The 12,612-nt window shown below is 35.6% G+C and carries 11 protein-coding genes; 9 read left to right on the top strand and 2 right to left on the bottom strand.

Annotated elements, in window-relative coordinates:
- The first annotated feature begins 66 nt into the window (after positions 1 to 66).
- The 4 genes from AC3WSO_RS00400 to AC3WSO_RS00385 all read left to right on the top strand — a co-directional run bounded on the left by AC3WSO_RS00400 (position 67) and on the right by AC3WSO_RS00385 (position 5,919).
- Entirely contained in the window at positions 67 to 3,306 is a 3,240-nt protein-coding gene (locus AC3WSO_RS00400) for a type IV secretory system conjugative DNA transfer family protein (RefSeq protein WP_492527794.1), read from the top strand.
- A gap of 201 nt (positions 3,307 to 3,507) precedes the next feature.
- Positions 3,508 to 4,356, top strand: a complete 849-nt coding sequence (locus tag AC3WSO_RS00395) for a hypothetical protein (RefSeq protein WP_492527792.1) — start codon at positions 3,508 to 3,510, stop codon at positions 4,354 to 4,356.
- A 1-nt stretch (position 4,357) separates the two neighbouring features.
- Positions 4,358 to 5,521, top strand: coding sequence for a replication-relaxation family protein (locus AC3WSO_RS00390; protein WP_492527790.1), 1,164 nt, complete (start codon positions 4,358 to 4,360; stop codon positions 5,519 to 5,521).
- Between the two features lie 11 nt (positions 5,522 to 5,532).
- The gene (locus tag AC3WSO_RS00385; RefSeq protein WP_492527788.1) at positions 5,533 to 5,919 is read left to right on the top strand and encodes a hypothetical protein; all 387 of its coding nucleotides are present in this window, start codon (positions 5,533 to 5,535) and stop codon (positions 5,917 to 5,919) included.
- A gap of 634 nt (positions 5,920 to 6,553) precedes the next feature.
- On the opposite strand, the gene AC3WSO_RS00380 is transcribed toward AC3WSO_RS00385, so the two are convergent.
- Positions 6,554 to 6,649 (bottom strand): putative holin-like toxin, encoded by a 96-nt coding sequence (locus AC3WSO_RS00380; protein ID WP_323654436.1) that lies wholly within the window; start codon positions 6,647 to 6,649, stop codon positions 6,554 to 6,556.
- A 783-nt stretch (positions 6,650 to 7,432) separates the two neighbouring features.
- Here AC3WSO_RS00380 and AC3WSO_RS00375 point away from each other — a divergent pair.
- Genes AC3WSO_RS00375 through AC3WSO_RS00355 form a run of 5 tightly spaced genes read left to right on the top strand, consistent with a single transcriptional unit; the run spans position 7,433 to position 10,742 of the window.
- Entirely contained in the window at positions 7,433 to 7,966 is a 534-nt protein-coding gene (locus AC3WSO_RS00375) for a hypothetical protein (protein ID WP_492527786.1), read from the top strand.
- 36 nt (positions 7,967 to 8,002) lie between these two features.
- Entirely contained in the window at positions 8,003 to 8,452 is a 450-nt protein-coding gene (locus tag AC3WSO_RS00370) for a hypothetical protein (RefSeq protein WP_492527784.1), read from the top strand.
- Between the two features lie 60 nt (positions 8,453 to 8,512).
- Positions 8,513 to 8,713 carry a hypothetical protein gene (locus tag AC3WSO_RS00365; protein ID WP_492527782.1) on the top strand — a complete coding sequence of 67 codons (201 nt, stop codon included), beginning with the start codon at positions 8,513 to 8,515 and terminating at the stop codon, positions 8,711 to 8,713.
- A gap of 7 nt (positions 8,714 to 8,720) precedes the next feature.
- Positions 8,721 to 9,962, top strand: coding sequence for a resuscitation-promoting factor (locus AC3WSO_RS00360; protein WP_492527780.1), 1,242 nt, complete (start codon positions 8,721 to 8,723; stop codon positions 9,960 to 9,962).
- Between the two features lie 30 nt (positions 9,963 to 9,992).
- Positions 9,993 to 10,742, top strand: coding sequence for a hypothetical protein (locus AC3WSO_RS00355; protein WP_492527779.1), 750 nt, complete (start codon positions 9,993 to 9,995; stop codon positions 10,740 to 10,742).
- A 364-nt stretch (positions 10,743 to 11,106) separates the two neighbouring features.
- Here AC3WSO_RS00355 and ltrA read toward each other — a convergent pair whose 3' ends face one another.
- Positions 11,107 to 12,369: a group II intron reverse transcriptase/maturase gene (gene ltrA / locus AC3WSO_RS00350; protein ID WP_492527777.1), complete on the bottom strand. Its 1,263-nt coding sequence runs from the start codon at positions 12,367 to 12,369 to the stop codon at positions 11,107 to 11,109.
- Positions 12,370 to 12,612 lie beyond the last annotated feature (243 nt).

Here is a 12,612-nt window from a genome sequence, read left to right as displayed (position 1 = left end):
AAGTTAATTTAAGGTGTTAGGGTTCGGTGCTTTTTTGTTTTTCAAAACATAGAAGGGGGGGATAAGATGGGCTACATGCAAAAAAAAGAAAAACAACAGGTGGCATTACAAACTGATGCTGAATATGCAATTGAACGTGAAGGTTCCTTAAAATACCGCTTCGAAAAAGCAATTAAGAAAACGAAGCGAGAAGAATTTGTTCGAATGACCTTGAACTTTCAAATTGTCTCTATATTATCCTGGTTTAATATTGCAGTTTTACTGCCTATAGCCTTATTCACGTGGTTAATGAATATATTTGGTCTGTTTGAGCTTGCTTTATTAAATCACCTATCATGGTGGCTATTTATACCACTCTGGATTTCACCATATTTCATATGGCACTATAGTACAATTGCAATTCCTCGAAAGAAGGGACCAATAATACTTAAAGATTGGTCCAAAACAAAAAAGGGACGATGGAAAGCAGCGATTTTTAATTTAGTTCCTTTACATGTACTCAGCTGGTGTGCTTTCGCAAAATATACATGTGATTACTTCTTAGACTATTTAACAAGCGTTCGTATCTTTGAACCATACAAGAACATAATCTTGACGGATAATTTAAACTCCTTGATACTAGTCCTATTTGTGATACCAGTTATATTCAGTGCACTTACACTCTTTTTACAAGCACGAGATTACATGATTAACAAAGATCTTCTTAAAATACACTTTAAGACTTGGGAAGCGCCTTATATTCGAAAATATGCTCATGAATATAAACTAGAGACATGTGATGTAATTGTAGGTTTTGAGCTTGATTCGAAGAAGCCAATAATCATTAAAGAAAATGAACGATTCTTACATGAAGCAATTATTGGAGCCACAGGGTCTGGTAAAACATCAACTACATTACTATTGCGCATCGCACAAGATATATTAAAAATTGCTACTGGTCAGCGTGATATGGGATTAATTTTCTTAGAGCCCAAAGGTGATGGTGTAGATGATGTCTTAACAATATGTAAGAAACTTGGTGTGCCTGATGAGAAAATAAAGGTGATAGATCCTACGAAATCATGGTCTATAAAATACAATCCATTTGGAGGTACACGTGAGTCTGCCGCTTCAGGTTTCCAGGGTACTTTAAATGCATTAACTGGTGATCAAGACGAGTTCTTTAAAGGTCAACAAAACGAAGCAGCAAGTACCTATACATTATTAGCTAAAATACGATTTGGTCCCGCAACAAATATTCTTCATATTCAGCAAATGTTTACAGATCCTCGTTATCTAGCTGATATTGTAGAATTTGTCCGAAAGACTATTGATTCAAGACGAGAAGATCCTTCTCTAACAAGTGGTATGCGCGCAGAATTAAACTCTTTTGAACAAATCGTGGCGTATTTTGAAAACGAAGTACTCGATTATAAAACCTTCCGTGACAAAGATGAAATTAAGCAGATACTTTATCCACCAGACCATAAAAATGCTGGACGTCCATTGGTTGAAAATAAGAAAGACAAGTTTGTAACTGGTGCTAAAAAATATCTAAATGAAATTGCCTTAAACTCAATGCTTAAGAGTCTCTTTGTTTGTAATGATGGCGAAGAGGCATTCGATGCAGACAAATTCCTTAGAGAAGGTGGTGTCGTTTTAGTAAATACCGCACTTGGGGATCTAGACGAACTATCGCTTTTATTTGGTCAGTTCTTTATTCGTCAATTCCAAAGCGCTGTTTTCCGCCGTGCTAAAGAATGTAAAGAAACAGGTATAGAACGTATACCAATAATGTTCTATGTCGATGAATTCCCATTATATGCTAACGAAGCATTTGAGCGATTCTTAACATTAGGGCGTTCTTATAAAGTTGGTGCAGTTATTGCAATGCAATCTATTGCTCAATTAGATGCTGTAGGTCAGTCTTACCGTAAATCGGTTATGGGTAATGCATCTCATAAAACAGTATTTGGTCGTGGTCCTGTTGAGGATAATGAGTACTTCTCTAAAGAATTTGGGGAACAGATTAATGTGGTTGAATCGATGAATGAATCAGGTTCACCAATGACAAGTGAAAAACAGACTTGGGGTTATCGCTTAAATACGCAAAAAGAATTACAAGCTCGCTTCTCACCTACAGATATTCGAGAACTACCATTCAAAGAAATGATTGTTCAAGTGGTAAATGAGCGAAATAGTATTGGTATCCCTAAACACGCTATGGGTCAGTTTGTACATGAATCCGCATTTATCAATCGATTTATGGACTTAGCTAAAAGTGAAATAAAATCAACAGAAGAAAAAGAATTTAATATTACTGATCATGTTTCACAAGATAAAATTGATACGCTTGTAGGTAATGTGAAAGTCGGCTATGAATCAATGGATAATTTATCATCAGATGATATTCTAAATTTAACAGATTTCCATAGTGTTATTCCGGACACTTTTATAGACAATGTATCTGCATTAGGAAAGTCAGTTCAAAAAGAAGTTAAGCAGCAAGCTATAAAAAATGATGATGGATTTATGTCTCCACCTATACAATCTCAAGCAATACCCGTTCAGAAAAGCGAAAAGAACAACACCAATGTGAGTCCATTCCCGATTGCAGAAGAATCTATGGTATGTCAAGAAAATGAGAATGTTGATATCTCTATATACGGAGATACACCTACATCGGAGAATGAAGCATTACCTTTCGTTTTTGAAGTTAAGGAGGAACCAACTAAACTATCAACTGATTTTATAAATAATGAACCCGCTTCTGAACAAGTGCCGTTAATAGAAGTTGATATAAATGATGAGGCTATTTGGTTAAAACAAATGGGCGTAGATCATAGCGAAGTAGCTTCAGGGGAGACATTAGAAGATTTAAAAAACTCGGTGGGATTTCCTCCTGAAGATGAGATAGTGCCTGTCGTCTATGGTGAGTCAGATAATCCAAACAATGAAGACATTGCATTAAGTGTCATCGAAGTAGAGACTCAACCTAATTTCGAACCACCAATGTTCGTACCACCCTTGTTAGAAATTAATCAGCCAAATGAAAATACTACTCTCAATATAGAGAAACAAGATAAGACAGAAAATAAACAACCTCAAAAATCCAAGGATTTTAATGATCAAATGAGCTTGTTTACAGACGAACTTAAGATAAAGGACAGAAAAAAACAAGAAAATAAACAAAAAGCTACTGTAAGTGCTACTTCAGCGGGAAAAGATAGCTCTATTGAAACGAAACAAAAAGAGAGTACGACAAGAAAAGTTGTTATACCAGGTAATCATAAAGTTTCAAACAACGTTATAGAGGAAGATATTTAACAATGATTATATTAGACCTATAGCAGAAGGAAATATCATGACGAAGTATTGCAAAAAAAAACAAGAAAAGGTATAGTATGTGTAATTAAGTTAATAAACTTTTCAGAAGAATGTTCGGAAGCACCGAATCTTTCGTCTTTTTAGACGTGGATTTGGTGCTTTTTTGCGTTTTTCTGATAGTAATATTGAGGAGGAAAAGATATGACAATATTAGAAGAACAATTACGGGAAAAACGCATGTACGCCGAGGCAAATTTAAGGGATGCTCGACGCTTCAAACGTTTTATCACTGTAACGAGTGTAGGTGTTGAAGAACTAGAGTTAGGTGGAACTAAGATCGAATGTTTAAAGGTATATTTTGATGGGATTTATGGCTATATTCCAAAAGACAAAATGGATGATTACGAGTTCCGCTCCTTATTCTCATTTGTAGACGGAGAATTCCAAGTAAATGTGGAAGAAGTCATTTCAGATGATAACAGTTCATTCTTTATTGGAAACCGAAAAGCAGCTTTAGAAAAACAAGCTGAAATGTTTTGGGATACTGCAAAAGTAGGGCAAGTTCATGATGCATTTGTTTCAGGGGTAGATAAAGCAAACGTATATCTAATTATCAGTGGTGTACGAATTCGTATGTCCAAAGAGGAATATTCGTATACTTACCACCGTGATTTACGCGAAGTCATCACTAGGGGTGAGCATATTGATGTGCAAATCGCTACACTAAATGTAGAAGATAAAAAATTAAAAGTTAGTCGCCGTGTTTTAGAAGCGGATCCGAAAATGTTTCTATCTGAGTACAAAGCTGGCGGAATTTATGCAGCTGAAGTTAATAACGTTAATACTGAAGTTGGAGGCGTCTTTGTTACTCTAAAACCACGTGGTATTTCGGCTTTAGCTCAATTCCCTTCAATGCGAGTTGGTCAGCATATTAAAGAAGGTCAAAAAGTTCAATTTAAAGTAAGTCGTGTTGATCTGCAAACTGGGCATATTTATGGGCATGTAGTTATTCCAAGGGTACAACAAGTAGGGAAGGCACATCGTTCTTAAAATGACTACACAAAATTTAAGTATTGAGAGTTTTGTAAACGGTGATGTTGAGGAACAAGCTAAATCTATAGCTGTTACCCGTAACAAATTATCTCCTACACACGCTACAACAGTTCCTTATAAATCGCCATCGCTACCCCGCGATATATTACAGTACCTACCACCTAACGGCAATCCTTTTAGCTTGTTTGGTGACCCATATGCCCAGCTTTATTATTTACCTGTAGAATACAATGTCATCCGTAATAGCCAGTATTGGCTACGTGGGAAGGAGGAAGACAATAATTTTACAGCCCATGAGATTGCTTTATTAACATTTCTAGCCAAACACCGTGTTGCGACACGTTCACAAATACAAAGAACTGTGTTCACACCTAAAGATTCAGATACTAAAATCAAAGAATTTTTGAGAAAATGCCTTCGTCATGGCATTATAGTAGCTTTCAAATGGTTATCTCCATGTGAAAGTGAAAAAAGATTACCACATTTATATGGTCTATCACCAATAGGAGCAAAAGCAGCAAATCTTTTATTACCTAGAACTTTTATTCCTCGATCTTTTCAGTTTTTACCGATTCAATATGTTCCAGGTAATGCTCCTAAAATGACTGATTATTTTACTACGATTATCGCTAATGAGTTTTATTGTAAATTACGTGAATTAGACCGTGTGATTGAGTGGTCGTCTCAAGAAAGATTTTCTTTACCTAATGGTCGTGATTTTAAGCCACACTATTCTATTAAAACCATTAAAGATGCCCAAGATTTTAAGTTTTTCTGGTTAGAAATTATTCGACCAGTGAAAAATTGGTACTCTGATTGCATCGAGAGATTTCAACAAATTCAATTGGCTTTTACTTCATTATCAGATGATGTCCGGCCAGAGCTTGTAATATTGTTAGTTGACGATGTTTCACGGATTCCCGATATAGCTGAACTTGCTGAGCATTATATGCCAGATAGCAAGATCCGCTTCACAACAGATGAAAGATTAATTCAGAAAAACGATTCCGCTATCTTTTACACATATTTTGAAACATCAGGTGTAACTCCATTGAATATCAAGTTTTTAACTCCTGAATGGGAGGGTATGTCTGCTTCGGAATATCACAAGTCTTTTTATAATGATGAAATGTTAATGGATGATGCGGACTATGACTACTAGGAGGTAGAATTTTGACACTAGCACAAGACAAATGGGTAATTATTCTTCTAGAGGAGTTGAATGAACACCGTGATTTAACACATGTTCTTTCCGATGAGGCCTTTCGATACCCAAAACCCTATGACGGGGACTTATATGTTGTAGGACATGATATAAACGGGAATATTCACTTCTTATTAGTAGAACAAAAAAATAATAATGGGGTAGAGCTGCGCGTCATTGAAGATGAATATCTCTTTGAGAAGTTACTTGCTTATTACAGAAATGATAATCGGCTACCTTCAAGTGAAGCGGATGAACAAATTCGTTTAAATATCGGAGCCTCTTTATCAGACGATTCCTGTTCACAAATCAAAAAGCAGTTTATGGCCAAGTTACCGATGACTCGTTTTCCATAAACCTTGAAAATATTATTTCACCCAAAGGGTATGTAAAGAAAGATTTACATACCCTTTGTACATATCTAGGAGCAGATATAATGCATAGACAATCAATTTCAAATGCATTGCTCGATAATAAGTATTGTTGAAGCGGCGGCTTTAAAAATAAAAAAGAAAGAAGTATATTATACGGACAATATACGGATAAACTCCTTATAATTGATGAATTGAGAGCATTAATCTCAAGTATTTTAAACTTTGATATGATTATTCCTGGCTTTGACACTTGTGGCAGCAATACAAAGTAACAATCCTGAATATTATAATAAAATCGCTTATGAACTTAATTTTAATAAATATTTCACCCCGTATAATAACCTTACACGTGCTCAAATGGCTAAGGTACTTATGCGATCTTTACGAATAAGTTATTGGTATTAAAATTTAGCGATAAGCATATCACTTTATAATACACATCGTTTGAAAATTGTAAATAATATGGTATACTTTACTTAATAAAACAGATAATTAAAAGGACCGTACAGCGCTCGCAACGCTTGTACAGTCCGAGAACAAAATAAATCGCTTCAAAGGCGATTGGCACTGAGAGAGTAAATCATTCCCTAACCGGCCAAGGTATTAAAGGGGTGATTTACTTTTTTTTCGTAAAAGTAAATGACAGCGAAATTACTAACACAACCAATGAAGAAAAACTAATCATCAGTGTTAATGATTCGTATACCGTCATCGACAACACCTCCTTTCTCTTTGCAAAAGCAAAGTAAGAAGATATGCCGACCACCCTTGAAACCTTTATTTTGTATACTTAATTATAACATTTTTGTTTATTTCAGACAAAACCTAATATTATTTATATAATACTAGACTAGCTAAGTGAGAATAAATAATACCAATATTCAGTCCATTATTAAAAAAATTAAAAAAGGACTCGATTGGGAAAGTTCAATCCATCTGAATTACTACTTTGTATCTTTGAAGCAGGGAACGAAGTAAAACGAGAAGGGCTGAATAGTAATTATTTACTATGTGCAGCATGTTGCAGGTAAGTCTGCAGGAGAGTTAAATGAAATTACAGAGAGACAATCCAAATTAGTTAGCTCATGAGAAGTAATGACATCTGGTACCTTCTATAGTAGAATTAAAGTAACAAATTTCATAAAAAATCTAAATGTTGGAAGAACCACATGCATACCTAGGGGTACGTATGTGGTTTTTTCTTTGTTCACAAGAATATCAATGGGGCATTATCAAAGAATGACTTCAAAATCGTGTTTTATCATTTACCAAAGAAAGGCTTACCACATTCATATTTTATTAAATTTAAGGACAAATAGCCAAAGTGATAGGTCTAAAAAATTATAATTTTACTTTTTAATGACATAAAAGTGATTTTATAGTATCATACTATTAATCACATAAAACTTCATCAGCTATGTTGGAAGAACCACATGCGTACTTAGGGTACGTATGTGGTTTTTCATGTTCCAAAAAAGATTTAGGAGTGAATTACATGAAAAGAAAGTACAAAAAGTTAATAGCGAGAAGCAGTCTTATAGTATTGCTAATGAGCTCAGCGGGTGGTGGGGTGTATCTTGCTAATCAAAATAGTCAACCTGATACCCAAGACCAAACAGATGACATCATTAAAGAAAACACTGCAGAAACTTACATAAAAAACGTCTACACAACTTACTTAGATGAAATAGTGCTTACATGGAATGACTTGGTAAATGGTAATCCTATTAATGTACAAGAAATACAAAATAACATTCTAGAATGGAAAGCTCAGCTATCCAATCAGGAGGTAGTATATGAATCTTTAAAGACACCCATAACTCTTCAAATAAGCACATTAGAGGAGTTTTTAGTCCTATCCCAAGAAAATATATCATCTGAACAACGAAAAAGACTAAGAGAATTATCAGCTGAATTCGTGGAAGGCCATGAGTCAGTAAAGGAAGGATTACTACAAGTTTTAGAAGAGCAAGGGGCTAAATATACAGTGCACGATGGAGCTATTGAATATCAATTTAATAATGATTAATTGCTGGATTCGAAGCGGTTTGTTGGGAGGGGCGTTATGAAGAAAAAGCATTTTAAACTAATACTTTTATTTGCAACAGGAGCGATATTAGGGGTTTACCTCACAGGTCTTTACTTTGGTTGGGCTTTACAAAAGACTATCCTTGTATCCGATCAATTGAATTTTGCAAATAATACTGGTGAAATCGTTCATATTATCCGTGATTACAATGATGGGAAAGTAGAGAAGGATTATGTAGCTGAACTATTAAACCGTCGTATAGAAATGCTTAAGGGCATTAAAAACTACTCATATGAGATATTGTCACAAGGAAAACCTGACTCAAAATATACCATCTATGGTGAAGCTATTGAACAAGTAGTGGTTAGCTTGGAAGATGTAAAAGAAAAAGTTACAACTGGTAAGAAAATTGACACTGAAAAGGGTATGGATAAGTTTTTAGAAGCTGTGGCGAAATACGGGAACGCAATTCAAGAACTTCTTTAACAGCTAATATAGAGTTTTTGGTCAATCTCGGAAAAAATACAAAATTAAAGGAGAATTATTATGAATTACTCTGAATATCAAAATATACATGGCAAATGGAGAAAAAGAGTGGGGCATATTTTAGGTGTCGGAAAACCTCACGAACTTCGTGGGGGCTTACTAAATGAACTATTTAAAAACAGCCTATTAATTGAAGGTGTACCTAGAAACGGTATATCCTACTATTCAAATTTAAAACTTAACCTGAAAAGCCAGCTTTAATAAGCCTATGAAAAACTTGTTCTTACGATCATTGAATATTAAGCAAATAGTGATAGGAATAATTCCACTTACCCTGTTTGTATCTGTAATTTCATTCGTACTTTATCAAGATACAAAAAAAACCGTTACGCTTGATACGAACGGAGAGACTATCGAAGTAGTAACACATGCCAAAACTGTAGAACAATTATTACATGAGCAGAATATAGACGTAGCAGAGCATGACAACATATCACCCGCTCTGAATACCACAATTGTTAATGGATTAGCAATTACATGGGAACAGGCAAAAGAAGTAACTATTTTAGTTGACGGAAATCATTCAAAAGTTTGGACAACTGAAACAAACGTGAAAAACATTTTGAAAGAAGCAAATATCGAAGTATCAGAGCGTGACTCTTTAATACAGGGGCTAGATACAGAAATAGGGGCAGATAACATAATCGATATTCAAAGAGCGTTTCAAGTATCGCTTATCGATGGTGTAAATAAAAGACAAGTATGGTCCACTTCGACTACGGTCGCTAACTTTTTAAAACATCAAGGAATTCAGCTAAATGAATTCGATCGTGTCGAAAATAACCTGGCGGACGCAATCACTCCACAGAGTAAAATCACGGTAGTCCGTGTAGAAAAGGTTATCGATATAGTGGAAGAGCCTTTAGATTTCACAATTGAAGAGAAGCAGGATGCTTCATTGCAAGAGGGAAAACAAATAGTTGTATCAGCAGGCCAAAAAGGTTTAATGGCTAAAACGTATGAAATCGTAAAAGAGAACGGCCAATTTGTAGCTAAAAATCTACAATCTGAAAAAGTTGTAAAAGAACCGCAGAAGCAAGTGGTTGCAGTAGGTACTAAAACTGTAGTTAATAATGTAGCTAATGTTCCTAGTATGGCTAGTTTGCCTAGTATAGCTAGTGCATCGACTGTATCACGTGGTTCAACAGAGCCACCTAATAGGAGTGAATTTTATGTAACTGCAACTGCCTATACTGCTTATTGCAAGGGTTGTTCGGGTACATCTGCCACTGGTATTGATTTACGCTCAAACCCTGAGCTGAAAGTAATCGCGGTGGATCCATCTGTTATTAAGCTAGGCTCAAAAGTTTGGGTTGAAGGCTATGGAATAGCTGTTGCTGAGGATACTGGTGGTGCAATTAAAGGTAATAAGATAGATATATTTGTACCATCCGAAACCCAAGCAATTAATTGGGGAGTTAAGATAGTGCGTATAAAAGTATTAAATTAAAAAAATGTAAAATTCATAGAGGAGTAAAAAATGATTTTCGATTTTTTGATTAAAAATGAAGATAACGTTGATCCGGATTATTTTATATATGTTAGAACCGCCTTAGAGCCAGCTATTTTCAAACAACTATTGGCTTTCATTCAATTTGTATCAATAACAAATGTTTGTGATAAACACACGCTAAGCGAATTAGAATTAGCAAAAGTAATTAACGATTTGTTCAAAAGAGCAATTATCATGAAAACAACAGCACCTCTCAATGAGTATTTTACAGAAATCAATTTATTAGAGAACTATAAAGAAAATTACCGAAAAGTGGATAAACTCACTGATTTAATAAATTCAGTTGAAGAAAGCACTTTAATTTTATACTTACACAAACTGGCCACACAGAATGGATGGAGTCAAAAATATGATTATTTAATAAAAGATGAGAAGAACTTTGATCCAGATTATTTTGTATATGTTCAAACAGATATTAAGCCAGACAAATTTAAGCACCTACTCGCATTTGTCCAATACACTTCGGAATCTCATGTCTGCAGTAATCATCGACTAAATGAACTAGAGGCAGTTAGTATAATTAACAGCTTATTCAGTAGAGTTGAAGTTTTAAGTACCTCTGTACCTTTAAATGACAACTTTATTCGGATTAATTTGTTAGAAAACTATGAAGCCCATTGGAAATGTCCAGATGAAATTTTTTATTTAGTAGAAAGGATTGGTGAAAATATATTAATCAACTCCCTAAAGAATTTAGCCATTTTCAATAGATGGTAAACCCTCTATTAATAGTCTCGTCATTGTAACTTGAATCATGGTTTATGAAAGGACTGAATATAAAAACAAGGAGATTTATTCGTGTTAATTCTACGTATCAATAACGAGCGAATAGCAGTTGTAAATTTTAATCATGCAATTATATACTTCGAGATTGAGTATAGTTACAGTGATAACAATGATAAGTGGAGAAATATCAAACTTCATGAAGATTTTAGTGAACTATTCGGTTTTCTTAGAGAAGACGGAATTGATGCCGGAATTATTAAGATATAACAACATTCCTACAAATCGAGTAGGAGGGAGTGATTAACTCCCGACCTCTCACACCACCGTACGTACGGATCCGTATACGGCGGTTCAATTAAGATGAATAACGCAAAGTTTCGTAACGAACTTGCAGACTTTTCAGCCCTTGGCTTTCCCAATAGGAATTGCCGAGGGTTCTGTGCAATATGGGGCTTTTTGAAATGCGCCAGTACCCTTTTCGGGTATTTCCCCATTCGTATGCTTTTCCGTACGGAACTTTTAAACGAATGAGATTTCTGACTCTGGTTCGGGGTTTCTTCCAATTCTTCCAAAGACACATTCGCAACCTTCTCTTAATCCAACTGTCTAATTTACTGAATACTGAAGGTGTATCTGCGAGCGCAAAATATCCACACCATCCAATTAGATATTGGTTTAATTTCTCGATACGATATTCCATTGGAAATGGCATCTTTCTAGAGGTAATTTCTCGTATTTTCTTCTTCATTCGTTGAAGGCTTGTTTTCGCCACCCGAACTTTTGGTTCTTTATGGTGTGAAAAACTAAAACCCAAGAATTTTCGATTCCACGGTCGGTCTACCGCTGATTTGGACTCATTCACTTTCAAGCGTAATGTACCTTCGACGAATCGCTGTACACTTGCTATTGTACGCTCTCCCGCACGTTTACTCTTCACATAGATATTGCAGTCATCTGCGTAGCGAACGAATTTATGACCACGTTTCTCTAATTCTTTATCCAACTCATCTAACACGATATTAGAAAGAAGTGGACTTAATGGTCCACCTTGCGGTGTTCCTTCCTCTGTACTTGAAACAACTCCATTTATCATGACACCTGCTTGGAGATATTTACGGATAAGTTTTAATAATGATTTATCATGAATTCTTTTCGCTAATGTTACCATTAATCGGTCGTGGTTGACCTTATCAAAGAATTTCTCTAAATCCATATCCACAACCCAACGATATCCTTCCTTCATATAACCCTTCGCCTTTCGGACTGCGTCATGAGCACTCCGTTTTGGTCGGAACCCATGACTGTTGTCCGAGAAAGTTTGGTCATATTCTTTTGATAATATCTGCGATATGGCTTGTTGAATCAAACGGTCTGTCACGGTTGGGATTCCTAATAGACGCACACCGCCGTCTGGTTTCGGGATTTCGACACGAAGTACTGGTTGCGGTTCATAAGTTCCCATTAGAATTTGCGCTTTAATGGATTCCCAGTTTTCGAGGATGTGCTGACGTAAAGTTTGTACGGGCATCATGTCTACTCCCTGGCTTCCTTTATTCGCTTCCACTCGCTTTAATGCTTGTATCATATTCGGACGTGCTAGAATTTGATTCAACATCACCATTTCGTTCCTTTCCGTGAATAGCTTGTCTTCTTATGCCCACCTGAACTACACCCTCCGCAAATACCCTCATGGACTTCACCATTACTTTCTAAGCGTGAGGTTTCTCTGTTTTCTGTGTTTATTCATTCAAGATGGAATGCCAAGGGCTATTCTCTCTTAGTTGTTCGGTCCTTCCGATTAGTTCTAGACCCAATCGTACTATGACCTCTGCTGACTTCTGATGGTTCAGCTACTTGTCAC

This window comes from Lysinibacillus sp. EB106-09-02-XG168 (assembly GCF_058791475.1).
The sequence above is the reverse complement of the archived record's forward strand: the minus strand, read 5'-3'. Positions and strand labels throughout refer to the sequence as shown.

Bases quoted from the DNA above. Each gene is read 5' to 3' on its own strand.
- AC3WSO_RS00400 (WP_492527794.1), top strand. From the start codon at position 67: ATGGGCTACATGCAAAAAAAAGAAAAACAACAGGTGGCATTACAAACT.
- AC3WSO_RS00380 (WP_323654436.1), bottom strand. From the start codon at position 6,649: ATGACGGTATACGAATCATTAACACTGATGATTAGTTTTTCTTCATTG.
- AC3WSO_RS00355 (WP_492527779.1), top strand. From the start codon at position 9,993: ATGATTTTCGATTTTTTGATTAAAAATGAAGATAACGTTGATCCGGAT.
- AC3WSO_RS00390 (WP_492527790.1), top strand. From the start codon at position 4,358: ATGACTACACAAAATTTAAGTATTGAGAGTTTTGTAAACGGTGATGTT.
- AC3WSO_RS00395 (WP_492527792.1), top strand. From the start codon at position 3,508: ATGACAATATTAGAAGAACAATTACGGGAAAAACGCATGTACGCCGAG.
- AC3WSO_RS00360 (WP_492527780.1), top strand. From the start codon at position 8,721: ATGAAAAACTTGTTCTTACGATCATTGAATATTAAGCAAATAGTGATA.
- AC3WSO_RS00365 (WP_492527782.1), top strand. From the start codon at position 8,513: ATGAATTACTCTGAATATCAAAATATACATGGCAAATGGAGAAAAAGA.
- AC3WSO_RS00370 (WP_492527784.1), top strand. From the start codon at position 8,003: ATGAAGAAAAAGCATTTTAAACTAATACTTTTATTTGCAACAGGAGCG.
- AC3WSO_RS00375 (WP_492527786.1), top strand. From the start codon at position 7,433: ATGAAAAGAAAGTACAAAAAGTTAATAGCGAGAAGCAGTCTTATAGTA.